A 25,177-nucleotide genomic window follows, 5' to 3' on the forward strand; every position below is an offset into this window, starting at 1 on the left:
GGAATGGCTCGCTCGTGTATTCGCAACATTCAATGCTATTTTCGGAAGCTTTCTTAATTTCATCGTTCCTTTGATTATTCTTGGGTTTATCGCACCCGGTATTGCAAAACTCGGCAAAGGCTCAGGGAAATTGCTCGGATTGGCTACTTTTTTTGCTTATTTCTCGACAATAATTGCAGGGATTCTCGCATTTATGGCGTCAACGACAATTTTGCCGAATTTCATGAAAGCCGGTACGATGAGCAACATCGACGATCCGGAACATGCACTTGCTGCATCTTATCTTACTTTGGAAATGCCGCCGGTATTCGGTGTTATGTCTGCGTTGATCCTCGCATTTTTGCTTGGAATCGGCATGGCTTCAACAGGCAGCAAAACAATGGTTTCGTTCTTTGATGAATTCCAGGCGGTTATTGAAAAGACGATTTCGTATGTCATCATTCCCTTGCTGCCATTCCATATTTTCGGAATTTTCGGCAATATGGCATACGGCGGGGCAGTTGCTGAAATCCTGTCCTTGTTTGCAGTTGTATTCGTAATGATCATCATCCTTCATTGGATCATGCTCTTGCTTCAATATACGGCTGCAGGAACTTTGAATAAGAAAAATCCATTCTTCTTGCTGAAAACGATGATGCCGGCCTACTTTACAGCGCTTGGCACCCAGTCATCTGCGGCGACGATTCCAGTTACCGTCCAGCAAGCGCGCAAGACCGGAGCCAACGAACGTGTTGTTGACTTCGCAGTGCCGCTGTTCGCAACGATCCACCTTTCCGGCAGCACAATCACAATCGTGTCTTGTGCGGTCGGTGTCATGTTATTGACTGGCGAAGTGCCGGCTTTCGGCAGCATCTTGCCGTTCATCTTGATGCTCGGCGTCACCATGATTGCTGCGCCAGGTGTGCCAGGCGGTGCTGTAATGGCAGCTATCGGATTGCTCGAGTCCATGCTCGGTTTTGACCAAACCATGATCGCGTTGATGATTGCCCTTTACCTAGCACAAGACAGCTTTGGAACTGCAACGAATGTAACGGGCGACGGTGCTTTATCGATGATCGTCGATCGCTTCACGAATGGAAAAAAAGCGGTGTAATAAAAACAATATTTCATCTATTTCGACTTTTCTCCCAAATATATACAATCAGAAAAAGCTGTGCTACTATAATTTTGGATTGTAAGAAAAAGGGGGAAATATTTATGAAGAAATTATTGGTTATCGGTTTCTCAGCTGCACTTCTATTAAGTGCTTGCGGTGAAGATACAACTAGCGGAGCCGCTGAAAAGGCACCAGCAACAGAAGACGCTGCAAAAGAGACAGGCAATGCTAAACAGGAAATGATGCGTTTCTACATGTCAGTTCCAAATACGATCAATGCAACAGATGCAGACTTGAACGCTTTTGAAATGGCGCAGACTGAAGGCACTTTGCCAGAAGCTGAAGAACTTCAAACAATGAAGGATGCGGCAAAAGCTTCAGCTGAAGAAACTTCTGCAGCAGTAGAAGGAATCGAAATTCCGGAAACGCTCGAAGAACAGAAAACTGATATCGAAGCTGCACTTGCTTCTATTAAAGAGTCCTACGACATGAAAGCTGAAGAGCTGACTAAAGAAGCTTCTTTCGAAGCGGCAAATGCAAAATTCCAAGAAGCAGACGAGAAGTTCAACGCACTATTGGAAGCGCAAGAGCTTAACCCTTCAAGCATCTACAACGAAGTAAGCCAATAAAGAAAAGGCCCAGCATATGCCGGGCCTTTCTTGCGTTTTTTGATCTTTTGTTGAGGCAATAGCGCAGTTGTTTTGCGGAATATCGGCTATTTATAACAGATTATTTCGTTTTGAATTTTCTGGTATTTAATAAGGCAAAAGAGCCATTTTATAGAAAATCGATATTTATGGGTTTTAACTGGAATAACCGGGGTATACTTAACAAGTAAAACAAACCGGAAAGGGATGAAACGCCATCGATTCAAATGGAATTGAACACACAGAAAAAATGGAGCAAGCCTTTAGGGATGTTCACGGATTTGGTATCAACGAATACCAAAACGACACTGACAAGATTATTGAAGTGGAACAACGGAGAGAACAGGATTATCGGCAGGGCCAACAAGTTGCCGCTCGTTTGGAACGTCAAGTACACAGAAATTCATAATAGACGAAATTGACACGGCCGGCGCCTTTAAGTGCCGGTTTTTTATTTGCTTATTTCTCATTTAGCATTTAGTTATTGAAAATGCGGATACGGGTTTGATAGGGAAAAAAACCTCTTGAAATTAGGGCAAATACAGGTTTTTAAATTGATTGCCGTTGGTTTTCAGAGCCGATTTAAAGATTTGCTACAATGGGCTATTTCATGTAAGATTAGAATGATACTAATTAAGAATGGAATTCCATTCTATATTAACTTTATGGAGGTATTTAAATGTCAACTTTGGTCATTAAAGATTTGCACGTTAAAATCGAAGATAAAGAGATTTTAAAAGGTGTAAACTTAACAATTAATACAGGTGAAATTCATGCCATCATGGGACCTAACGGAACTGGGAAGTCTACACTTGCTTCTGCTATCATGGGGCATCCGAAATATGAAGTAACATCAGGATCAGTCACTCTTGACGGAGAAGACGTTCTAGAAATGGAAGTGGACGAGCGCGCACGTGCGGGCCTATTCCTTGGCATGCAATACCCGAGCGAAATCTCAGGCGTGACGAATGCTGACTTTATGCGTTCAGCAATCAATGCTCGACGCGAAGAAGGCGAAGAGATTTCATTGATGAAGTTCATCCGTGAGCTTGACAGCAAAATGGAGACGCTTGATATGGACCAGGAAATGGCACAGCGCTATTTGAATGAAGGTTTCTCAGGCGGCGAAAAGAAACGCAACGAAATTCTTCAATTGATGATGATCAAACCAACATTCGCAATTTTGGATGAGATCGATTCCGGTTTGGATATCGATGCACTTAAAGTTGTTTCTGAGGGCATCAACCAGATGAAAGGCGAAAGCTTTGGCTGCTTGATCATCACTCATTACCAGCGTTTGCTGAACTACATCACGCCGGACCATGTCCATGTGATGATGCAAGGCCGCGTTGTTAAATCAGGCGGCAAAGACCTTGCGCTTAAATTGGAAGCTGAAGGCTACGACTGGATCAAAACTGAGCTTGGCATCGAAGACGAGACAGTAGGACAAGAAGCTTAATTGGAAGGGGAGACTAACGTGACGGTTGAAACAAACTTGAAAGTGACCGAGCAGGACGTGCGCTCCTTCTCGGCTTCTAAATCAGAACCAGAAGAGTTTACGAACCTGCGCGTCCAGGCGCTGGCAGCGGCAGAAGTATTGCCTTTGCCAAAACCGGATAAAACGAAAATCACAAGCTGGAACTTCACGGAGTTTCCGGTGCATTCAACAGAAAGCTCAACGTACTCTTCATTAACTGAGCTTCCTGAAGAAGTGAAATCATTGGTTGATCTTGAACAGAAAAACCTATATATCCAACACAATAATACGCCGGCATATGCTTCTTTGTCGGAAGACTTGAAAGCGAAAGGCGTCATCTTGACTGATATTTTCACAGCAATCCGCGACCATGCGGATTTGGTGGGCAAGTATTTCATGAAAGATGCAGTTAAAGCTGAAGAGCATAAATTGACTGCATTGCACGCCGCTCTATTGAACGGTGGAGTTTTCCTTTATGTTCCTAAAAACGTTGTTGTGGAAGAGCCTGTACAGGTTATCTTCATCCATGACGATGAGAATGCGTCGTTGTTCAACCATGCATTGGTCGTAGCGGACACAAGCAGCCAAGTAACATATGTAGAAACATATATTTCGACAGTGCCGCATGCAAATGGACTGGCGAACATCGTCTCTGAAGTTATTGCAGAAGACAATGCCCAAGTCACTTATGGTGCAGTGGATGTATTGGCTGAAGGTTTCACAACCTACGTCAACCGACGCGGCGTTGCAAAGCGCGACTCGCGCATCGAATGGGCACTTGGCATGATGAACGACAGCGACACGATTTCAGAAAACACGACGTTCTTGATCGGTGACAATTCTGTCGGCGATACGAAAACGGTTGTGGTCGGACGCGGTTCGCAGAAACAGAATTTCACAACGAAAGTCATCCACTGGGGCAAGAACTCAGACGGACAGATTTTAAAACACGGCGTTATGAAAGATTCGGCATCAGCCATTTTCAACGGCATCGGCAAAATCGAGCACGGCGCAACCAAAGCGAACGCAGAGCAGGAATCGCGTGTATTGATGCTTAGCCCGAAAGCGCGCGGAGATGCAAACCCGATTCTTTTGATCGATGAAGATGACGTTACAGCAGGCCACGCTGCTTCAGTTGGCCGCGTGGATCCACTGCAATTGTTCTACTTGATGAGCCGAGGCATTTCAAAACAAGAAGCTGAACGTCTTGTTATTCACGGCTTCCTGGCACCGGTTGTTCGCGTATTGCCAATCGAAGGCGTTAAAAAGCAATTGACGGAGGTTATCGAAAGGAAAGTCCGCTAATGATATCTAAAGAGATTAAAAGCTATTTTCCGATCCTGAATCAAGAAATCAACGGCCATCCACTGGTCTACCTGGATAGCGCCGCTACTTCACAAAAGCCGGTGCAAGTGATCGAAGCGTTGAAGAATTATTATGAATTCGACAACTCGAACGTCCATCGCGGCGTCCATACACTTGGCAACCGCGCTACCGAAAAATACGAAGGCGCCCGTGAAAAAGTGCGGAAATTCATCAATGCTAAATCGACAGAAGAAATCATCTTCTTGCGCGGTACGACGACAGCGATCAATTTGGTTGCGCAAAGTTATGGCCGGGCGAACGTCGAAGAAGGCGATGAAATTGTCATCACTTATATGGAGCACCATTCGAACATCATTCCGTGGCAGCAATTGGCAAAAGAACGCGGAGCTGTCCTGAAATATATCGAACTTGAAGAAGATGGCACGATTTCATTGGAACAAGTTCGCGCAGCAATCACTGACCGGACAAAAATCGTCTCCATGGTTTACGTTTCCAACGTCCTGGGCACGATGAATCCGGTAAAAGAAGTTGCGAAACTCGCTCATGAAGTCGGAGCGGTCATGGTCGTGGACGGAGCGCAAGCTGCTCCGCACCTGAAAATTGATGTCCAGGATCTGGACTGCGATTTCTTCGCGTTTTCAGGCCATAAAATGGTCGGACCGACTGGCATTGGTGTGTTATACGGCAAAAAAGCTCTTTTGAACGACATGGAACCAGTTGAATTCGGCGGCGAAATGATTGATTTTGTCGGCCTTTATGACTCTACATGGAAAGAGCTGCCGTGGAAATTCGAAGGCGGAACGCCGATCATTGCTGGCGCTGTCGGTTTAGGTGCAGCCATTGATTTTCTCAATGATATCGGTTTGAACGAAATCGAAAAGCATGAGCATAAAATGGCTGCCTACGCGATGGACAAAATGAGCGGGATTGAAGGGCTAGAAATTTACGGCCCCGCAGATCCGGCAAAACGGGCAGGCATTGTCACATTCAATTTGAATGATGTCCATCCGCATGATGTTGCAACAGTCTTGGATATGAGCGGAATCGCTGTACGCGCTGGCCACCATTGTGCACAGCCGCTTATGAAATGGCTGAACGTTTCAGCCACAGCCCGCGCAAGCTTCTATCTTTACAATGACGAGTCGGATATCGACCGCCTTGTAGAAGAACTGCGTTCAGCAAAGGAGTATTTCAACGATGTCTTCTAATAATTTAGACCAATTATACCGACGCGTGATTATGGATCATTATAAAACACCGCGCAACAAAGGCACGCTAGACACGAACAGTGTTAATATAGAGATGAACAACCCGACTTGCGGCGACCGCATCTTGCTGACGCTCCAAGTCGAGGATGGGATTGTCAAAGATGCGAAATTCGACGGCGAAGGCTGCTCAATTTCCATGGCATCCGCTTCAATGATGACGCAGGCTGTAAAAGGCCAACCAGTGGAAAATGCGTTAAAACTTTCGCACATCTTTTCAGACATGATGCTCGGCAAAGAGTATGATGACTCGATCGACCTGGGTGATATCGAAGCTCTTCAAGGAGTTTCGCAATTCCCAGCACGCATCAAATGCGCGACGCTTGCATGGAAAGCCATGGAAAAGGGTGTACAAAGCGAAGAAAAATCGTAACACAGAACGGAGGAACGGCGATGGCTAAGAAAATGCCAGAAATCGGCGATTATAAATATGGGTTTCATGACAAAGATGTATCGATCTTCAGATCCAAACGCGGTCTGACGGAAGAAATCGTCAGAGAAATCTCGAAAATCAAGGAAGAGCCGGAATGGATGCTCAATTCCCGCCTGAAAGCTCTTAAATTGTTTTACTCAATGCCAATGCCACAATGGGGCGGCGACTTGGGTTCATTGAACTTCGATGAAATTACGTATTACGTAAAACCATCTGAACAAAGCCAGACTTCTTGGGACGAAGTGCCTGAAGAAATCAAAGCGACGTTTGACAAACTCGGAATTCCTGAAGCTGAGCAGAAATACCTTGCAGGCGTTTCAGCACAGTATGAATCCGAAGTTGTTTACCACAACATGAAAGTTGAATTGGAAGACATGGGAATCGTCTTTAAAGATACCGGTTCTGCACTTCGTGAAAACGAAGACTTGTTCAAGGAATACTGGCAATCAGTTATTCCGGCTGCCGACAATAAATTTGCAGCTTTGAATACGGCAGTATGGTCAGGCGGATCGTTCATCTATGTCCCTAAAGGCGTTAAAGTGGAATCACCGCTTCAAGCATATTTCCGCATCAACTCGGAAAACATGGGCCAATTCGAGCGTACGTTGATCATCGTTGATGAAGGCGCAAGCGTTCATTATGTAGAAGGCTGTACAGCACCGGTTTACACGACGAATTCATTGCACTCCGCTGTAGTTGAAATCATCGTGAAAAAAGACGCTTATTGCCGCTACACAACTATCCAGAACTGGGCGAACAACGTCTTCAACCTTGTAACGAAACGTGCTTTTGTTGATGCGAACGGTACAATGGAATGGATCGACGGCAACATCGGTTCTAAATTGACGATGAAATACCCAGCTATTTACTTGAAAGGCGAAGGCGCACGCGGCATGACATTGTCGATCGCAATCGCTGGCAAAGGGCAGCACCAGGATGCAGGAGCGAAAATGATCCATTTGGCTCCGAATACATCTTCATCAATCGTTTCAAAATCGATTTCGAAACAAGGCGGGAAAGTTTCCTACCGCGGAATCGTCCACTTCGGCCGCAAAGCCGACGGCGCGCGTTCGAACATCGAATGCGATACGCTGATCATGGACAACCAATCTACATCTGATACAATTCCATACAACGAAATCTTGAATGACAATGTATCTTTGGAGCATGAAGCGAAAGTTTCAAAAGTATCTGAAGAGCAATTGTTCTACTTGATGAGCCGTGGTGTTTCTGAGCAAGAAGCGACAGAAATGATCGTAATGGGCTTTATCGAACCGTTCACGAAAGAATTGCCGATGGAATATGCGGTAGAAATGAACCGTTTGATCAAGTTTGAAATGGAAGGCTCGATCGGTTAATGAATTAATGAATAGCCCTCGGTATGGTTTTGACCATGCCAAGGGCTATTTTTTTGTGAAGTTTTAGGGTGGCGAATGTAAACTCGGGGAGTTTCTGCTGGAAAAATTGTACGGTTTTACAGGCTGTTCATGGGGTATATAAACCAAGAAGATAAAATATGGGGAGGTTTATTGCACATGAGCCAAGCATTTGATGCATTAAAGGCAAAGCTTAGCAACGCAGATCTGGCGCAAGCGAAAGACGTAATCATACAAGCTAAACAAGCTTACGATGATGGACAAATCGATGAAAATGAAAGAAACGAACTCTTGGAATCTGCAAAATCCGTCATAGGAAGCAAAGGGCTCGGTGGGCTTTTTTAAGAGGCTGAAATGAAATTTCATTTGGATAAGAGAGACTAACCTTGGGCATGCTAACGGTATGCCCAAGGTTATTTTTCTGTACAAACTGATGGAGAATCTTCCAATCATCGGTAAGGAGATGGGTGTTGAACACCAAAATAAAAGCCCGGTGCATCTGCCCCGAGCTTTTATTTTTTGATGTTTTTCAATGCCTCCCGTTTGCTGAGCGGCTGCAGTGCAGAAGCAGCAACAAAATCTCTCACCCATTCCGGATCGGTTTTGGCGTATTCCCGCAGCGCCCAACCGATGGATTTTTGGAGAAAGAACTCGGGTGAAGCGGCATGCTGTAAAACAATGCGGCTGAGCACCTCGGTATCTGTAGCTTGCTTAAACTTCAATTGATGGAGAATGGCTGCCCGGTTGGTCCACATATTATCCGCACTTGACCAGTCAAAGATGGCGGCAGTACCGGCATTTCGTTCGTGCAAAACCACGTGGCCGACAATCCGCGGCGCGATGGAATCGACGCTGTCCCACCAGGACTTGCTTTCCACCAATTCGCGAAGAAAAGGGAGGTCGTGGACCGATAAATGGCTTTTCATCTTATCAAGCAGAGCGATTGCAGCGTATTGGTATTCGCGTTCCGGAAGCTTATAAAGCGTCCAGACTTCTTGCGCTAAGCAATCCGGTTCTGGGAGGCGGCATTCAGAAAACTGCTCTTTTAGCAAAGCTTTTCGCAAAGGCGTTTTAATGCCCAGGAAAGGGAACTGGTTTCTCATGTAGGCGGCCATGGGGAGGGCTAAGCTTTCATCGCGGTGCGCTTCGAATTTTTCGATAAGCTTGTTATGGTCCCACTCTGTTTTCATCTTTTACCATCTCCAATTAGCTTTTTAAAAAAAGTGTAGCATATTCAATAGGTGGGAAATGAAACTATATAGGTTGAACAAAAGAATCTAAGGTTTAAATACCGCTCCGGTCGCTTTGAACAGAGCAAAGACGATTGTTTCTGCATCGCTGCGTTAGCTTCGAAATATGAAAGGGCGTTGCTCCTGCGCAAGCTCGTCGCAAAGGAGTTGCCAAAAGTAACTGGCACTCCTTGACTAGCCTCTTGACGCGCCGTCGTTAAGATATCTCTCGATATGGAGCGAAACAGCGAAGACGCCTGCGGGAAAGCGAGACAGCCGAGACCCCGGAGGGAGCGAAGCGACTGAGGAGGCTTGGCGCTCGCCCGCGGCAAGCGTAGCTGTTTTGCGGAATATCGAGGGGTTCAACTTATATATAGAGTTTTGATGAAGCTGGATGCTGTCTGCATTATATAGAAGAACTCGCTAAATAGTATTCTTTCATCCTCTATTCTGCAAATAGCTGAAAGCCGGCACAATCGATTAAAGGACGTCCTCATAAAAGACGTTCGTTTTTTTCTATGCTATCATAAAATAACAGTGAAAATGGAGGCGGGACGATGATATACGTGGGATTGACAGGCTGGGGCGACCATCCGGACGTCTACAGCCCTGATTCTAAAAAGACTGAAAAACTCATTGACTATAGTGCTCATTTCCCGATTGTCGAGCTGGATTCCTCATTCTATGCCGTCCAGCCGGCGCGCAATATCACCAAGTGGATCAACGAGACGCCGGAAGGCTTTCAGTTCGTCGTAAAAGCATATCAAGGCATGACTGGGCATTTGCGTGGGGAAAATCCTTTCGACAGCAGAGAAGAAATGTTTGAAGCGTTTCGCTTATCGATCCGTCCCATGAAAGAGGCGGGAAAACTGGCGATGGTGCTGCTGCAATTTCCGCCTTGGTTTGATTGCCAGAAGGACAATGTGGAACAAATCAGGGAAATCACCGGCCATCTGCAAGAGTTCGATTTGGCGATTGAATTCCGCCACCAATCTTGGTATGCACCGGAATTCCGCGAAAAGACGCTGGAATTTTTAAAGGAAAACAATTTGATCCATACGGTGTGTGATGAACCGCAGGCCGGAGATGGGTCCGTACCGCTAGTGGCAGCTTCTACGCGCAGCGACAAAGCGCTATTGCGTATCCACGGACGCAATGTTCATGGTTGGACAAATCCTGGGGGCGGCCAAAAATGGCGGGAAGTCCGTTATCTGTATGATTACAATGATGAAGAACTGCGTGAAATCAGCAACGCGGCTGAAACTCTTCAGAAATCTTCCGATAAGGTTTACGTCATATTCAATAATAATTCCGGCGGCCATGCTGCTGGAGATGCAAAGCAGTTTCAAAGCATGAATGGCTTGGAATTCAATGGTTTGTCTGCCAAGCAACTGGATTTATTTGAAGGAGGATTTTAATGGAGTTCGTATTACTGGCGATTGCTGGGTTATTTTCGGGCATTGTAGGAGCGCTGATAGGCCTCGGAGGCGGCGTGATTCTGGTGCCGGCGATGCTGTTCCTCGGAACCGCCGTCGCTTTCTTCCCTGATTTAAGCCCTCAGCAAATCGTCGGCCTATCTGTCATCATGATGATTTTCACCGGCTTGTCGTCAACTTTATCTTATATGAAAGTCAAGACGGTCGACTACCGAAGCGCGCTCATCTTTTTTGCGGGCAGCGCACCGGGTACAGTCGTAGGCGCCTTTGTTAATAAAGGGCTCGATTTGCCATCATTCAATTTATACTTTGGAATTCTATTGGTTTTCCTATCCCTGCTATTATTGGTTCGCGACAAATTAAAGGCCGTTTACTGGTTCGTCGAGAATGGCAAAAAGAATACTTTCACGGATTCGATGAACAAGGAATACATCTACGGCTATCCCATCTGGTTCGCGTTGCTGTTAACATTCGGCGTCGGCTTCGCTTCAGGGCTGTTCGGCATCGGCGGAGGCTCAATCATGGTGCCAGCGATGATTTTGCTATTTTTGTTCCCGCCGCATGTCGCGGTTGGCACATCGATGCTGATGGTGTTCTTATCTTCGATCATCAATTCCATCACGCATATTTCGCTGGGCAATGTGCCTTGGATTTACACACTGGCGATTGTGCCTTCGGCATACATCGGCGCAAAAATAGGCGCTTCATTGAACAAAAAGATGAAATCAGAGACGCTTGTCGTCATTTTACGGATTGCATTGCTGATTCTTGGCTTGCGTTCGATTTACGAAGGATTATTCAGTTTTTAAAGAGGTGCAGAACATGGGGGAAACTATTCATATTTATCATACAAATGATCTGCATAGCCATTTTTCGCATTGGCCGGAGATCCGTGCCTTTTTGCATGAACGCAAGCGCTGGCATGAGGAAACGGGCGATACATGCCTGATTTTGGACATTGGCGACCATGTTGACCGCTCGCACCCCTTTACAGAAGGAACTGCTGGAAAGGGCAATGTGGATCTTCTGAACGATGCTGGCTATGATGCAGTGACCATCGGAAACAACGAAGGCATTACATTGTCGAAAGAAGAGCTGGACGAATTATATATTCAAGCGGATTTTAATGTGGTGGTTTCAAATCTTTTCACTGCGGATGGCCTGCGTCCAACTTGGGCAAAGCCCTCCAAGGTCATAAGGACTGCAGAAGGGCGTAAAATCGGTTTGGTGGGGGCGACTGCGGAATTCACGCCTTTTTATAAACGCCTTGGCTGGACGGTATCTGATGCAAAGCAATCCATCATCGAAGCGGCCTCAGAGTTAAAAGGGAACGTCGATTTTATCGTCTGCCTGTCGCATCTCGGCATTAGGGAAGATGAGCTGTTGGCTGAAATGTGCAGCGACTTGGATATTATTCTTGGCGCGCACACCCATCATATTTTCCACGAAGGAAAAATGATCAACGGCTCGCTGCTCGGCGCTGCAGGGAAGTTCGGCATGTTCATTGGCCATATCACCATCGACCCGGATACTGGAGAGCGCGAAGCCGAGCTGATTGAAACGGCCGATTTGCGCAGCAAAGATGAAGGGTTCAACGACATGCTCATCGAGGAAGGCAAAATGCAATTGAACGAACCGGTTTTTTATAATGAAAAGGCATTGAAAGCGGAGTGGTTTAAGGACTCGGAGCTTGCTGAACTTTTTGGGCAGGCGATGATCGAATATTCCGGTGCTGATTGTGCATTATTCAATGCCGGGCTATTTATGGAAGATATGCCGCTCGGTGAGATGACGCGCTATGACTTCCATAAGATGCTGCCGCATCCGATCAATTTGTGCCTGATTGAGTTAAGCGGAGCGGAGCTGAAGGAAATCTACCTGCAGTCCTTGAATGCCGAATGGCCAAAAATTGAATTGAAAGGGATGGGGTTCAGGGGAGCGGTTTTCGGCAACATGATCCGCGTCAATTTTTCATTGGTCGAACATGAGCTCTTTATTGGCGGCCGCGCGCGCGGCATGATGAAATGTTCAATTTAATCACACTTGATATGTTCACGTTCGGTTATTTCTTCCCGGAGTTGAAGCGAGCTCCAAAAACTTATTTCATGCCTGAATTTCTGCGGGATGTCTTTAGCCAATTTTTCCGTACGAAACCGGTAAGATAAGTGAAAATTCGGAGTTGACATTCATTTGATTTCATTAATATTGTGCGCTATGCTTTTAATGAATTCAATATCGATGGGTAGAGGCTGCAAGGCTTATCAGTAAGGTGCGGGAGGTTGACATGGTTGCTCGCATCCGAAAGGGAGTTTTGCCGAAGTTTCTTTTTCAGCTGTCACTGAAAAAGAGGCTGGGGGCATTCTGAAGAAGAATGTCACTGTCGTCTGTGTTTTAGCATAGATGAAGGGCTACAGGGTTGTTTGATGTTTTACCGCACAGACGAATTGTAGAAGGCTGATTGTATCCATAGGGAACAATCAGCCTTTTTTTCTTACTTTCTCTTCCATCCTATTAAAAAAGGAGGAATTTAACATGGAAAACACTATTTTTTCGATTTTACCCCCAATTGTGGCAATCGTCATGGTTCTGCTGACAAAACGAGTTCTCTTGTCACTTGGTGCCGGAATTGTCGCTGCGGCGTTCATCTTGACTTCTTTCGCGCCGGTAGAGGCCGCTGCGGAAATCTTCAATTCGTTTGCCATCACATTCTGGGACGGCGGATTTAATGCGTACAACGTCTTTATCTTGCTGTTCTTGTTCTTGCTTGGCATCATCACCGCGTTTGTCAGCCTGTCAGGCGGCAGCATGGCATTTGCCGACTGGGCATCTGAACGCATCAAAACACGCCGAGGCGCAAAAGTGCTGACAGTCGTTCTCGGAATGGTCATTTTCATCGATGATTATTTCAATGCGCTGGCAGTTGGCCAAGTAGCGCGCCCGATTACGGACCGCTACAAAATTTCACGCGCCAAACTGGCTTATTTCATCGATTCGACAGCTGCACCTGTTTGTGTCGTTTCGCCTGTTTCCAGCTGGGGAGCGGCTATCATCGGAATCATCGCCAGCATCTTGTCGGCACAGACTTTCGTTCAGATGTCCGCACTTGAAGCGTTCATCTGGATGGCTCCGATGAATTTCTATGTGGTTGCAGCATTGGCAATCGTCTTTTTTGTCGCAGTGCGCGATGTCGATTTCGGTGCGATGAAAAAACACGAAACACGCGCTATTACCACGGGCGAATTATTCGATGCCAAGAAAACAATTCCGGGTGAGATGAAAGAAGACTTCCCGGTTCATGGCCACGGCCGTGTGACAGATCTGCTTTTGCCAATTATCTTGCTGGTTGCAGGAACGATTGGCGCAATGGTTTGGACCGGCTATCAGAATGCAGGGCAAACCTTGGATATCTGGGCAATTTTTGAAAACACGGATGTTCCGGCTTCATTGATGGCGGGTGGCTTATTGGGTGCAATTTCTTCCATCCTCTTATACGTTCGCCAATTCAAGCACAACAAAACGGCAAAAGCGTCATGGGTTGGAAAAGGCATCTTTGAAGGTGTGCGTTCAATGCTTGGGGCTGTGCTGATTTTAATCTTCGCCTGGTCGTTGAGTTATTTGATCGGCGCACTGGAAACAGGGCTGTATTTGGCTGATTTTGTAACTGAAAGCAATATGCCGATTGAGATCCTTCCTGTGCTTTTATTCGCATTAGCAGGAGTCATGGCCTTCTCGACAGGAACATCATGGGGCTCTTTCGGGATTTTGCTTCCGATTGCCGGCAATATCATGGCACAAGCCGCACCGGAATTATTGTTGCCAGCACTTGCAGCAGTTCTAGCAGGCGCTGTGTTTGGAGATCATTGTTCGCCAATCTCCGACACGACCATTCTTTCATCGACTGGGGCAGGAAGCAACCACATGGACCACGTCATGACGCAATTGCCGTATGCATTGGTATCAGCTGCTATTGCGGCTGTCGGGTATATCGTCATAGGTTTTACCGGCTCACTCCTGTGGTCGTTGCTGACAGTGATCGTCATTTTAGCAGTATTATTCATTGTCTGGTCAAAACGGACTACAATTTTAGAGAAACAAGCAAATAGCTAGTGAATTTGAAAGCAGAGATTTTAAATCTCTGCTTTTTTATTATTGCCGCAATAGTTTTTAAGAAAAAATTTCCGGAATTATCTTTACTTTAAAGGGTCCCATAGTTATACTGATTTTAGATTAGTCAATAATCTGAAAATAAACAAACTTCCTATTTTTCTGTAAGAAAAATGGGAGCAGACAAAAAAGGGGGAAGAAAAATGGAACGTTCGCAATGGGGCACACGCGCCGGTTTTATCTTGGCGGCAGTCGGCTCGGCGGTAGGTTTGGGGAACATCTGGCGTTTTCCATACGTTGCCTATGAAAATGGTGGAGGAGCATTCTTTATACCGTACTTATTCGCTCTGTTGACCGCAGGGATACCAATTCTAATTCTGGAATTCACCATTGGGCATAAATACCGTGGATCCGCACCGTTGTCATTCTTTAGAATGGGCGGCAAGAAAATGGAGTGGCTGGGCTGGTGGGCAGTATTTGTCTCCTTTGTCATATCCACCTATTACGCTGTCATCATCGCTTGGTCGATGCGCTATACGATTTTCTCATTCAATCAAGCATGGGGCACTGATACAGAGGCGTTTCTTTTCAACGATTTCCTTCAATTGACAGTGACACCAGGGCAAACTGGCGGAATTGTCTGGGGTGTATTCATTCCCTTGGTGCTTGTATGGGTCATCACGCTGGGAATTCTATTCGCAGGTGTTAAAAAAGGTATTGAATTGGCGAACCGTATTTTCATTCCGACATTGGTCGTCATTTTCTTGATCGTTGTAATCCGTGCGTTAACTCTTGACGGAGCGATGATTGGCCTTGACGCATTCTTCAAGCCGAATTTTGATGCCATCATGGATCCGAAGGTTTGGGTAGCGGCATATGGACACATTTTCTTCAGTTTGTCTGTCGCATTTGCGATCATGATAACATATTCAAGTTACCTTCCGAAAAAATCGGATATCACGAACAATGCATTCATCACCGGATTCGCGAACTCGGCGTTTGAATTGCTCGCAGGTATCGGGGTTTTCGCGGCACTTGGTTTCATGGCGAATCAGCAAGGCGTTGCAGTAGCGGATGTCGCTGCAGCGGGTGTAGGGTTGGCATTCGTTGTCTTCCCACAAATCATCAATGAATTCCCTGGCTTTAATGGGTTGTTCGGGGCTTTGTTCTTCTTGTCCTTGACGCTTGCCGGATTGACTTCACTGATTTCAATCACCGAAACTTATGTAGCCGGCTTCTCCGAGAAATTCGGCTTGTCGCGCAACAAAGCCATCGCATTCGGCGGCGGTCTTGCAGCATTGATTTCGATCCTATTCGCAACACAAGGCGGATTATTCTTCCTTGATGCTGCTGATTATTTCATCAACCAGTTTGGTGTAGCAGCTATTGGATTAGTGGAAGTGGTCATGGTTGTCTGGATATTCCGCAAAGCGGATATGCTGAGAGACCATGCTAATGCTATTTCGGATATTCACCTTGGCGGCTGGTGGAAAATCTGCTTAGGCGTCGTAACTCCGATTGTTTTGGGCTATATGATGTTTGGTTTGCTAAAAACCAACCTTCTGAAAGAGTTCGATAACGAAACAGGAAACTACGAAGGCTATACAGATACGTTCATCATGTTCGGCGGAGCAGGCGTGGCAATTGCCGCAATCGTTCTGGGAATTCTCTTCTCAATCGGAAAATGGCATAAAGACCATGCTCAGTTCGACGAGCATAAATAAGGGGGACTTACACAATGTCAACTGAAGCTATTGTTGTAATGATCATTGGTATGGTCATCATTTGGGGCGGCCTCGGCGCAAGCATCGGGCACGCTGTCAAAAAAAGCAAAGAAGCCAAAAGAGCTGCATAATAAGAAGGACCGGAAGCGCAAGCGCTTCCGGTTTTTTATTTAGTTCTACAGCGCTGGGGGAAGACAGGCATATTGTGGGCAAGTAGTCTTTATGGTACATTTGGAAGAGAAATGCTATCGTTTACAAAACCAACACGAATGGGGACGATGAACGTGTCGACAAAGCAGGAGCATCTTAGAAAGCCCGATTGGTTAAAGATTAAGCTGAATACAAATGAAAACTACACGGATCTGAAAAAAATGATGCGTGAAAATAATTTGAACACGGTTTGTGAAGAAGCCCGCTGCCCGAATATCCACGAATGTTGGGGAACGCGCCGCACCGCCACGTTCATGATATTAGGAGCAATCTGCACGCGCGCTTGCCGTTTCTGCGCAGTCAAAACAGGGTTGCCGAATGAACTTGATTTGCAGGAGCCTGAACGCGTCGCCAAATCCGTCGAGTTGATGAACCTGAAGCATACGGTCATTACGGCGGTAGCAAGGGATGATTTGAAAGACGGAGGTTCTGCAGTATTTGCTGAGACGGTGCGGGCCATCAAACGTGCCAATCCGTTTACAACAGTCGAAGTGCTGCCGTCGGATATGGGCGGTGTATACGAGAACTTGCAGCGGCTGATGGAAGCGGAGCCGGATATCCTGAACCATAATATCGAAACGGTTCGCCGCTTGACGCCAAGGGTCAGAGCTCGGGCGACCTATGACCGTTCATTGGAAGTGCTGCGGCGCGCCAAAGAAATCCGTCCGGAAATACCGACGAAATCATCCTTGATGCTCGGATTGGGGGAAACCCATGAAGAAATCCTTGAAGTGATGGATGATTTGCGCGCAAACGATGTGGATATCATGACAATCGGGCAGTACCTGCAGCCTTCGAAAAAGCATTTGCCGGTACAAAAATATTATTCGCCAAAGGAATTCAAGGAACTTTGGCAAATTGCAATGGATAAAGGATTCTCGCATTGCCAGGCAGGCCCTCTTGTGCGCAGCAGCTACCATGCCGATGAGCAGGTTAATGCCGCAGCCAAAGAGCGCCAGCGGCTAGGGGATATACAGACTGCAGCAGCAGACAGTTGATAGGTGGTGACAAAGATGTTCGTATTGGACCAATGGGAATATGAAGTCCTGATTGATTACCGGGATGGATTCCAGGAAGAGGCATTGAATGGCCGCTACAGTGAAATATTATCAAAGTACGATTACATTCTCGGCGACTGGGGATATGGACAGCTCCGCCTAAAGGGATTTTTTGAAGACACCAACCATAAAGCGACTTACGATACCAAAATCAGCACGTTGCAGGATTATTTATACGAATACTGTAATTTCGGCTGTGCACATTTCGTCATTAAGAAAGTCGGAAAGGCGCCAGCCCCGGCAGAAACGCCAGCGCAAGAACAAGTAGAAATACAACAAACCTCCGAAGCGGAAGCTTGATCCGCCGGAGGTTTTTTCTGTCCCTATGGTATGATAGAAAGAGACAGCAGCATGAAAAGAGCTAATTTCAATGGAGGGTTTACTATGTATTTTATCGATCGAAATAAGATAACGGAAACAGTGGGTTATATGAATTCGTTGCTCGCTTTATACGAAGAGAAAAAGGACTGGCCATCTTTTACCGAACAGCTTGCTTTAGAGCGTTTGGCCAATAATGTCATCGAATCGATCATCGATGTGGGGAATTCCATGATTGATGGTTTCATCATGCGTGATCCTGGCAGCTACGATGACATCATTGATATATTGACGGATGAGAAAGTCATCGATGCCGAAATGGATCAGCCGCTGAAGAAGGTCGTGGAATTGCGTAAAATGCTCGTGCGTGAGTTTATGAAAGCAGACCATCAGAAAATCCATTCCGTATTGAGCAGCAATTTGCCGGCTTTGAAAAAATTCGGTCCGAAAGTGGAACATTATTTAACGCACGAACTGGGTCCGGTCTCTGCATTTCTTCCGGAGGCCAACGATGAAAAGTTATAAAGCGTATTGCCTGGACCTCGATGGAACCGTCTACCGTGGGACCGATGCGGTGCCGGCAGCGGCGTCATTCATCAAACGGCTGCAGGAAAAAGGCATTGAACCGTTCTTTGTAACAAACAATGCGTCCATGACTCAAAAACAATTGAACGCAAAATTACACCGTTTCGGTATAAACACGGTGGAGTCACAAATCGTATCATCGGCAATAGCCGCAGCTAAATACATCAAACGCTGGTATCCGGGACATACGGTGTACATGATCGGGTCGGACGGCCTTGATCAAGCCCTTGCCCAAGAAGGCATCGAGCGGGTGGAAGAAGGGGCGGACATCGTCTTGATGGGCATCGATCCTGGAATTACGTACGGGAAATTGGCCCAAGCCTGTCTGGAAGTCCGCAAAGGTGCGGTTTTCCTGTCAACGAATAAAGACTTGGCTTTTCCGTCGGAAAGAGGATTTTTGCCGGGCAACGGAGCATTTACAACGCTTGTTTCAGTATCGACTGATGTTGACCCGGTCTATATCGGCAAACCCGAACGCCATATGCTGGAAACCATTCTCCACGAGCACGGCTTTGAAAAGCACGAAATGGTGATGATCGGGGACAATTACGATACCGATATTTTGGCGGGCATCAATTATGGCATTGACACTATCCACGTCAATACCGGCGTCACACCGATGGATGAAGTGCTGGAAAAAGAGCATCAGCCGACACATGTTCTTGAAAACCTTGATTTTTGGCCCATATAAAAAAGCCGCTTTTCAGCGGCTTTAAAACAACGGATTTTCTTCTATAAACTGATAGACCTTGTCCGTCAATTCTTCAGGGGTATCAGCTTCGACGATTTCGCCGTTTACCAAGGCATAAAGGCCTTCAGAACATTTTGTGCAATAGCTTAAACAGCCATATTCCAGAACGTCAAGATTCGGGTCGCGGTCCAGTTTTTCGAAAGACTGTTGTGCGCCATTGACGATATTGCTGATGCAAAATTCTACAATCGGTTTCATTTAGGTCACCTCACTACAACGAAATCCTACCTTTTTTTTAAGCGCTAGTCAATTATTTGATTTCGCTTGAATGTATTGTGAAAGTCATCACAATCAGCTATACTCATATTTGAGAAATTATGCAGATAGTTGAATTACAAAGGAGATACTTATGCGAAAATTAGTCTTACTTGGAGGCGGATACGGCAATATGCGAATTTTGCTTCGTTTACTGCCGAATAACCTGCCGCTCGATACAGAAATCATTTTAATCGACCGGACCCCATTCCATAGCATGAAAACCGAATTTTATGCACTGGCTGCCGGCACGGCATCCGATCATGAAGTGCGCGTTGATTTTCCGGAAAGCGACCGCTTGACGATCGTCAACGGCGAAATCACGGAAATTCTTCTCGATGAGAAGACCGTCTGCCTGGATAATGGCGAACGGATCACTTATGACGACCTCGTCATCGGGTTGGGCTGTGAAGATAAATACCACAGTGTACCTGGAGCAGATGAATTCACGTACAGCATCCAGACGATCGGCAAATCACGCGAAACGTATAAAACCTTGCTTGGCTTGCCGGCTGGAGCGGTTGTCGGCGTTGTCGGAGCCGGTCTCAGCGGAATCGAATTGGCTAGCGAATTACGTGAAAGCAGACAGGATCTGAAAATCAAATTATTCGACCGGAGCCCGCGCATCCTGCGCGATTTCCCGGAACGCCTTAGCAATTTCGTGAAAAAATGGTTTGATAACAATAATGTTGACGTGGTTTCCAATTCCAACATCACAAAAGTCGAACCGAAAATGCTTTACAACCATGAAGAAACGATCCCTGTCGACGCTGTCGTTTGGACTGCCGGCATCCAGCCGGTCAAGCCGGTGCGCGATTTGAATTTGGGCTGTGACACGACTGGCCGCGTGCTGATCAACCAATATCACCAATTGCCGGAAGACGAGCACGTCTACGTTGTCGGAGATTGTGCAGCATTGCCGATGGCGCCTTCTGCACAGCTTGCAGAAGAACAAGCAGAACAAATCGTAAAAGTATTGAAAGCCGTCTGGAGAAACGAAGCGCTGCCGGAGAAAATGCCGGAAATCCAGCTGAAAGGTTTCCTCGGTTCACTCGGCAAGAAACAAGGCTTCGCATATTTGGCGGATCGCACAGTAACTGGCCGCATCGCCCGATTGATGAAATCAGGCGTCTTGTGGATGTACAAATGGCATAATGGCTGACAAAAGCGCCCGATTTTTCGGGCGCTTTTTGTGTGTGCATTTATTCTGCTGCGGCGAATCCGTGTTTTTCAAGTTCTTTGTAGACCGGCTTCAATTGGACATAGCCTTCGCCGACGACTTCGCCCTCGACGAGCACAAGCGGGTAGAAAAATTCATCATCAAGGATGCGCTGAACGTATTCTTTGCGGTGTTCTTCGGTTTGCGGTTTCTCAATATCGATATAGGTAATTGAAAATGGCTGGCCTTCGTATTTACGGGCAATGGCAGCCTGCAGCCATTCATAGGTGTCGATGGATGACGGTGCGTTCACACAGCTGGCGCAGATTACATCGGTTCCGTATACTTCAATGGACAATTCTTTCGGCATGGTGACAAACCTCCTGTAAATTCATTAGTGGCTTTTTCCTCTCAATCACATTATAATGATTATAATGAAAGGAGTCGATATAAATGACTGAAGCAATGATGGAAAGCCAAGTAATGGAAGTCCTAGATAAATTGCGTCCATTCCTTTTGCGTGACGGCGGTGACTGTGAATTGGTCGATATAGAAGATGGCATCGTAAAACTCCGTCTGCTTGGCGCATGCGGAAGCTGCCCAAGTTCGACAATTACATTAAAAGCAGGCATTGAACGTGCATTAGTGGAAGAAGTTCCAGGCATCGTTGAAGTAGAACAGGTATTTTAATGGAGAAAGGGCCTTTTGGGTCCTTTTTTCTGTATATGGTATAAGCGCCTTCACTTGTAGCGGCTTGGCCAATATTGATATGATAAGGACAAGGAGGGGATTCGTATGACACAAGTTGTAGAGATAACAGAAGCAGCTTCTTTCCAAGTAAAAGAAATGATGCGCCATAACGGTGAAGAGGATTCGTTCCTTCGCGTAGCAGTCAATGGCGGCGGATGCAGCGGACTGACGTATGGCATGGGCTTTGAAAAACAGGCGAGCCCTGAAGACGATAAATATGAACAGCACGGCATCCCGATTTTGATCGCAAAAGACGATGCGCCGATTCTGCAGGGAACGGTCGTCGACTATAAGCAATCATTGATGGGCGGCGGCTTTACGATTGAAAATCCGAACGCCATCGCTTCATGCGGCTGCGGGACGTCTTTCCGTACAGCTACGAAAACAGGTACACCGGAAAACTGCTGAGCCAAAATGGCGAAAGGCTTTCCTGCGCAATTCACATTGCGCAGGAAAGCCTTTTTTCATTTTTAAAAAGTAAGTGCCGACGAACGTGTTGTTTTTCAAAAGATGGCGGAAGCTTGTCATTTAAAAGGTGCAACCGGGCCAGCCGGGCAATCTGCAGTTGAAATAGGCATGTAAAAGGTCTAATATAAGGTATAGGAGTTTGTATGAATTTATAGGACTCATCCAAATAAGTTATTCCGTTTTAAAATTCGATTTGAAGGTGGTTGCGATTTCATTGAAAAGACCGTCAATATTAGTATTGGGAGCAGGTTACGGTGGTTTGATGACTGTAGTAAACTTGCAAAAAGTTCTAGGCACAGATGCCGCGGACATTACATTGATCAACAAAAACGAATACCATTACGAAAGCACATGGCTGCATGAAGCTGCAGCAGGAACTTTGCTTTCTGACCAAGTCCGCTATGATATCAAAGATGTAATCGATAGCGTAAAAACGAAATTCGTGCAAGCGACTGTTGAAGCAATCGACGTTGCAGGCAAAAAAGTAACAACTGACAATGGCGTATTTACATACGATTACCTTGTCATTGCATTAGGATTCGAAGGGGAAACTTTCGGCATTCCTGGCCTTGATAAATACGCTTTATCAATTGCCAACGTCAAAGCTGCCCGTTACATCCGCGAGCACATCGAATTCCAGTTCGCGAACTGGTCTACTGATAGCGTGAAAGACGACAGCCGTTTGACGATCGTTGTCGGTGGAGCTGGCTTCACGGGCATCGAATTCCTTGGCGAACTTGCGAACCGTGTACCTGAGCTTTGCAAAGAGTTCGACGTACCGCGCGAAAAAGTGCGTATTGTCTGCGTAGAAGCAGCACCGATGGTATTGCCAGGATTTGATCCTGAGCTTGTCAGCTATGCAGTAGGCAAATTAGAGTCGAAAGGCATTGAATTCTCGATCGGCACACCAGTTGTCGAAGCGACTCCAGAAGGCGTCAACATCAAAAAAGGCGAAGATCATTTCGAATTCATCAAAGCCGGAACTGTTGTATGGGCTGCTGGAATCCGCGGCAACAGACTGATTGAAGAGTCAGGCATTGAAAACATGCGCGCGCGCGTTAAAGTCGACAAAGATCTTACAGTCCCAGGCTCTGATAATGTATTCGTTATCGGTGACTGCGCGTTGATGATCAATGAAGAAACAAACCGTCCTTACCCGCCGACTGCACAGATTGCAATGCAGCAAGGGGAAGCAACTGCGAAGAACATTGCAGAATTGATCAAAGACGGCGAAACAACAGAATTCGTTCCTGATTTAAAAGGGACAGTTTGTTCATTGGGCGATGACGATGCAATCGGCGTTGTCTTCGGCAAAAAAGTAACTGGCAAACGTGCTTCATTCATGAAGAAAATGATCGACAACCGTGCATTATACATGGTTGGCGGCCCGTCACTGGTTATGAAAAAAGGTAAATTCAACGTATTGAAATAAGCTGAAGCTCCCGTTAATGGGAGCTTTTTTTATTAAAGGGGTTTTATTGGCATGTCAAAACATAAAAGGGGCAACGTCTGGCTCGGTGCTGCCGGGCTAGTCATCAATTCGAATAAAGAATGGCTTGTCGTCAAGAAAAGATACGGTGGGCTGCACGGCAAATGGTCGCTCCCTGCAGGTTTCGTCGAACCGGGGGAAACCATCGACCAGGCTGCTTTAAGAGAAGTGAAAGAAGAAACAGGCATCAGTTGCCGCCTGATGGGGATGATCGGCTTTCGGAGCGGCGTTATCCGCGAAGAAATAAGCGATAACATGGCGATCTTTCTGCTGCAGCCGATAGATGAAAAAAACAACTTCACAGTCCAAGCAGCCGAACTGTATGAAGCGGCTTGGATGACGCCCACATCGCTCGCTGAAGAAGGGCAGGCTTCGGTCATGCTGTATGAAATGGTGAACTATGTTCTGGAAGAAGGCTTTGAAGCCATTGAAGACGTTGATCCGGGTGAGGTTTTCGGTTATTCGGCTTATAAATTATTTTTTAAGAAATAGAGAAAAACGATGGATAAAACGTGAATATGAAAGAAAAAAGGGGATGTATCCGTTTACATTCTTTTTTTTATACTTGCATAATGAATTGGACCATGTTATATTATCAGAATATTACAAACAAAACAGGAGGAGGTGTTTCGAATGAAGATGTTTAAAAAATCTAAGCCCGGCAACCATTGCCCATATTGCGGAGGCAAAGGCTACTTCCAATTGCGATTGGGAGGTTCAGAAACGTGCTCCTGCTGTTCGGGATCGGGTAAAAAATAAGGCCAAAGCAAGCGTATGCGGGGATTCCTCGTGTACGCTTTTTCTATTTGCCGTCGCCTTGGATCGCCATTCGTGACAAACCGATGAACTCTGGTTCCGAACATTGAAAGCCGATTCCATTTCGGGTAAACTGATGGAAGGAATATCGGAGGTTAGAAAAGATGGACACTTCATTTAGTATTGTACAATTGATGATTTCGGTTTTATTATTCTTTGTTATGTTTTTCGGCATCGGATTTTTGCTTAATATGCTATTGCGGATGACTTGGCTAATGGCGATCGTTTACCCGATAGTCGTGCTGCTGATTATTGACGATGTCGGCTTTTTCGATTATTTCACCAATCCAGGCGAATCGTTCACAATGCTCGGCAACACATTGACGTCGTTGACTGCAACTGATATCGCGGTTCTTTCTGCCGGTATGGCGGGGGCAATCACATCAGGCATCGTCATGAAAGTCCTGCGTAAAATGGGCTATCAAATGTTCTAAAGGCATAAAAGAAAAGCGCCGACCCAATTGGGTTGGCGCTTTTCTTTAATTAGAAACTAAACTGTTAAGTCGATAATCCGCAAAACAGCTACGCTTGCCGCGTGCTGAGGGGTCTCGGCTGTCTCGATATCCCGCAGGCAAGACATTGGCCGAAGCTAGCGAGGCCAAGTCTTTGCGACGAAGTGCGCAGCACTGCAGGAGCAGTACGGTTTTCTCCGCTGTTTTGCTACATATCTGTAAATCAAGAAGAAAATGCAGAAATTATACCTTTCGAACTTTACAACCACTAAGAATTGATTTGCTATTAAGAGATATCTTTGAATGAAGCGAAAGGTGGCGACTCCTGCGGAATCAGCACGTGCCGAAGACCCTACTATGTAAAATAGATAGATGACAACATAAAGAACCATTGTTTTCTGGGTATACAAGAAGTACCAATCACAGAACTTCCGAAATACCCACCCACCCAAAAGGAGCTGAAAACAATGGTTCTATCTTCATTTAACCATATTCAGGGGAGCAACGGAAGTCATTGGAACCGCTTGATGCGGGCGGAAAATGCGGGAAAGATATGCATTGTCGCCATTGATGCGGCCAAGTTTGTGAACACTGCGATGATTTGTAATGTATACGGCGATATCCTGATCAAACCATTTGAATTTAACGCCTCCTCCACCGGATTTACCCGACTAATCAAGGAGGTTACCCAAGCTAAGGATGGTTACGGGTTTGAGGAGGTGGTCGTCGGCATTGAAACGACAGGCCATTATT

At 46.1% G+C, this 25,177-nt stretch carries 30 protein-coding genes and 1 riboswitch; of the genes, 27 read left to right on the plus strand and 3 right to left on the minus strand.

The features are described 5' to 3' along the window. The 9 genes from EGV91_RS05285 to EGV91_RS05320 form a co-directional block, all read left to right on the plus strand. Positions 1-1,093 (plus strand): dicarboxylate/amino acid:cation symporter (locus tag EGV91_RS05285; RefSeq protein ID WP_135501393.1); only part of this gene is annotated, 1,093 nt, incomplete at its 5' end. Positions 1,094-1,197: 104 nt separating this feature from the next. Then, positions 1,198-1,725 carry a prolipoprotein diacylglyceryl transferase gene (locus EGV91_RS05290; protein WP_135501395.1) on the plus strand — a complete coding sequence of 176 codons (528 nt, stop codon included), beginning with the start codon at positions 1,198-1,200 and terminating at the stop codon, positions 1,723-1,725. A gap of 268 nt (positions 1,726-1,993) precedes the next feature. Next, complete coding sequence (locus EGV91_RS17555; RefSeq protein WP_479681130.1) at positions 1,994-2,152, plus strand: YuzK family famiily protein; 159 nt, start codon at positions 1,994-1,996, stop codon at positions 2,150-2,152. Between the two features lie 270 nt (positions 2,153-2,422). After that, entirely contained in the window at positions 2,423-3,202 is a 780-nt protein-coding gene (gene sufC, locus EGV91_RS05295) for a Fe-S cluster assembly ATPase SufC (protein ID WP_135501397.1), read from the plus strand. Positions 3,203-3,220: 18 nt separating this feature from the next. After that, a complete protein-coding gene (sufD, locus tag EGV91_RS05300; protein ID WP_135501399.1) occupies positions 3,221-4,525 on the plus strand; it encodes a Fe-S cluster assembly protein SufD in 1,305 nt (434 codons plus the stop codon). After that, positions 4,525-5,754, plus strand: a complete 1,230-nt coding sequence (locus tag EGV91_RS05305) for a cysteine desulfurase (protein WP_135501401.1) — start codon at positions 4,525-4,527, stop codon at positions 5,752-5,754. The genes sufD and EGV91_RS05305 overlap by 1 nt, the downstream gene beginning before the upstream one ends. After that, entirely contained in the window at positions 5,744-6,184 is a 441-nt protein-coding gene (gene sufU, locus EGV91_RS05310; protein ID WP_135501403.1) for a Fe-S cluster assembly sulfur transfer protein SufU, read from the plus strand. Before EGV91_RS05305 ends, sufU begins: the two co-directional genes overlap by 11 nt. A gap of 20 nt (positions 6,185-6,204) precedes the next feature. Further along, a complete protein-coding gene (gene sufB / locus EGV91_RS05315; RefSeq protein ID WP_135501405.1) occupies positions 6,205-7,602 on the plus strand; it encodes a Fe-S cluster assembly protein SufB in 1,398 nt (465 codons plus the stop codon). 177 nt (positions 7,603-7,779) lie between these two features. Continuing rightward, positions 7,780-7,965, plus strand: a complete 186-nt coding sequence (locus tag EGV91_RS05320) for a hypothetical protein (protein ID WP_135501407.1) — start codon at positions 7,780-7,782, stop codon at positions 7,963-7,965. A 167-nt stretch (positions 7,966-8,132) separates the two neighbouring features. Here EGV91_RS05320 and EGV91_RS05325 read toward each other — a convergent pair whose 3' ends face one another. Continuing rightward, positions 8,133-8,810 carry a DNA alkylation repair protein gene (locus tag EGV91_RS05325; RefSeq protein WP_135501409.1) on the minus strand — a complete coding sequence of 226 codons (678 nt, stop codon included), beginning with the start codon at positions 8,808-8,810 and terminating at the stop codon, positions 8,133-8,135. A 596-nt stretch (positions 8,811-9,406) separates the two neighbouring features. Between EGV91_RS05325 and EGV91_RS05330 the strand changes: the two genes are divergently transcribed. From EGV91_RS05330 to EGV91_RS05375, 10 genes are all read left to right on the plus strand, one after another. Further along, positions 9,407-10,267, plus strand: coding sequence for a DUF72 domain-containing protein (locus EGV91_RS05330; RefSeq protein ID WP_135501411.1), 861 nt, complete (start codon positions 9,407-9,409; stop codon positions 10,265-10,267). Continuing rightward, positions 10,267-11,094 carry a sulfite exporter TauE/SafE family protein gene (locus EGV91_RS05335; protein WP_135501413.1) on the plus strand — a complete coding sequence of 276 codons (828 nt, stop codon included), beginning with the start codon at positions 10,267-10,269 and terminating at the stop codon, positions 11,092-11,094. The genes EGV91_RS05330 and EGV91_RS05335 overlap by 1 nt, the downstream gene beginning before the upstream one ends. A 13-nt stretch (positions 11,095-11,107) precedes the next feature. Then, positions 11,108-12,322, plus strand: a complete 1,215-nt coding sequence (locus EGV91_RS05340; RefSeq protein ID WP_338325019.1) for a bifunctional metallophosphatase/5'-nucleotidase — start codon at positions 11,108-11,110, stop codon at positions 12,320-12,322. 198 nt (positions 12,323-12,520) lie between these two features. After that, positions 12,521-12,704, plus strand: a riboswitch (Lysine riboswitch). A gap of 113 nt (positions 12,705-12,817) precedes the next feature. Continuing rightward, positions 12,818-14,392, plus strand: a complete 1,575-nt coding sequence (locus tag EGV91_RS05345; RefSeq protein WP_135501415.1) for a Na+/H+ antiporter NhaC family protein — start codon at positions 12,818-12,820, stop codon at positions 14,390-14,392. A gap of 200 nt (positions 14,393-14,592) precedes the next feature. Beyond that, positions 14,593-16,113, plus strand: coding sequence for a sodium-dependent transporter (locus tag EGV91_RS05350; protein ID WP_135501417.1), 1,521 nt, complete (start codon positions 14,593-14,595; stop codon positions 16,111-16,113). 14 nt (positions 16,114-16,127) lie between these two features. Continuing rightward, entirely contained in the window at positions 16,128-16,244 is a 117-nt protein-coding gene (locus EGV91_RS05355) for a methionine/alanine import family NSS transporter small subunit (RefSeq protein ID WP_135501419.1), read from the plus strand. Positions 16,245-16,397: 153 nt separating this feature from the next. Further along, positions 16,398-17,321 (plus strand): lipoyl synthase, encoded by a 924-nt coding sequence (lipA, locus tag EGV91_RS05360; RefSeq protein WP_135501421.1) that lies wholly within the window; start codon positions 16,398-16,400, stop codon positions 17,319-17,321. A gap of 15 nt (positions 17,322-17,336) precedes the next feature. After that, entirely contained in the window at positions 17,337-17,681 is a 345-nt protein-coding gene (locus EGV91_RS05365) for a YutD family protein (protein ID WP_135501423.1), read from the plus strand. Positions 17,682-17,765: 84 nt separating this feature from the next. Continuing rightward, the gene (locus EGV91_RS05370) at positions 17,766-18,224 is read left to right on the plus strand and encodes a DUF86 domain-containing protein (protein ID WP_135501425.1); all 459 of its coding nucleotides are present in this window, start codon (positions 17,766-17,768) and stop codon (positions 18,222-18,224) included. Continuing rightward, positions 18,211-18,975 (plus strand): TIGR01457 family HAD-type hydrolase, encoded by a 765-nt coding sequence (locus EGV91_RS05375; RefSeq protein WP_135501427.1) that lies wholly within the window; start codon positions 18,211-18,213, stop codon positions 18,973-18,975. The genes EGV91_RS05370 and EGV91_RS05375 overlap by 14 nt, the downstream gene beginning before the upstream one ends. Positions 18,976-18,996: 21 nt before the next feature. Here EGV91_RS05375 and EGV91_RS05380 read toward each other — a convergent pair whose 3' ends face one another. Next, on the minus strand, positions 18,997-19,233 hold the full coding sequence (locus EGV91_RS05380; RefSeq protein ID WP_135501429.1) for a YuzB family protein: 237 nt from the start codon (positions 19,231-19,233) through the stop codon (positions 18,997-18,999). A gap of 151 nt (positions 19,234-19,384) precedes the next feature. Between EGV91_RS05380 and EGV91_RS05385 the strand changes: the two genes are divergently transcribed. After that, positions 19,385-20,452 carry an NAD(P)/FAD-dependent oxidoreductase gene (locus tag EGV91_RS05385; protein WP_135501431.1) on the plus strand — a complete coding sequence of 356 codons (1,068 nt, stop codon included), beginning with the start codon at positions 19,385-19,387 and terminating at the stop codon, positions 20,450-20,452. A gap of 40 nt (positions 20,453-20,492) precedes the next feature. Here EGV91_RS05385 and EGV91_RS05390 read toward each other — a convergent pair whose 3' ends face one another. Beyond that, entirely contained in the window at positions 20,493-20,819 is a 327-nt protein-coding gene (locus EGV91_RS05390; RefSeq protein ID WP_135501433.1) for a YuzD family protein, read from the minus strand. 83 nt (positions 20,820-20,902) lie between these two features. Here EGV91_RS05390 and EGV91_RS05395 point away from each other — a divergent pair, with 83 nt between their 5' ends. From EGV91_RS05395 to EGV91_RS05420, 7 genes are all read left to right on the plus strand, one after another. Further along, positions 20,903-21,139, plus strand: a complete 237-nt coding sequence (locus EGV91_RS05395; protein WP_135501435.1) for a NifU family protein — start codon at positions 20,903-20,905, stop codon at positions 21,137-21,139. A 105-nt stretch (positions 21,140-21,244) separates the two neighbouring features. Beyond that, on the plus strand, positions 21,245-21,607 hold the full coding sequence (locus EGV91_RS05400; protein ID WP_135501437.1) for a HesB/IscA family protein: 363 nt from the start codon (positions 21,245-21,247) through the stop codon (positions 21,605-21,607). 274 nt (positions 21,608-21,881) lie between these two features. Next, positions 21,882-23,099 (plus strand): NAD(P)/FAD-dependent oxidoreductase, encoded by a 1,218-nt coding sequence (locus EGV91_RS05405; RefSeq protein WP_135501439.1) that lies wholly within the window; start codon positions 21,882-21,884, stop codon positions 23,097-23,099. A gap of 51 nt (positions 23,100-23,150) precedes the next feature. Then, entirely contained in the window at positions 23,151-23,648 is a 498-nt protein-coding gene (locus EGV91_RS05410) for an NUDIX domain-containing protein (RefSeq protein ID WP_135501441.1), read from the plus strand. A 147-nt stretch (positions 23,649-23,795) separates the two neighbouring features. Continuing rightward, positions 23,796-23,915, plus strand: a complete 120-nt coding sequence (locus EGV91_RS17095; protein WP_241666110.1) for a YuiA family protein — start codon at positions 23,796-23,798, stop codon at positions 23,913-23,915. Between the two features lie 161 nt (positions 23,916-24,076). Continuing rightward, complete coding sequence (locus EGV91_RS05415; protein ID WP_135501443.1) at positions 24,077-24,406, plus strand: YuiB family protein; 330 nt, start codon at positions 24,077-24,079, stop codon at positions 24,404-24,406. Positions 24,407-24,891: 485 nt separating this feature from the next. Next, on the plus strand, positions 24,892-25,177 hold a 286-nt coding region (locus EGV91_RS05420; protein WP_241666109.1), incomplete at its 3' end, for an IS110 family transposase.

Origin of the sequence: Planococcus koreensis (assembly GCF_004761975.1) — a bacterium.
Classification (GTDB): Bacteria; Bacillota; Bacilli; order Bacillales_A; family Planococcaceae; genus Planococcus; species Planococcus koreensis.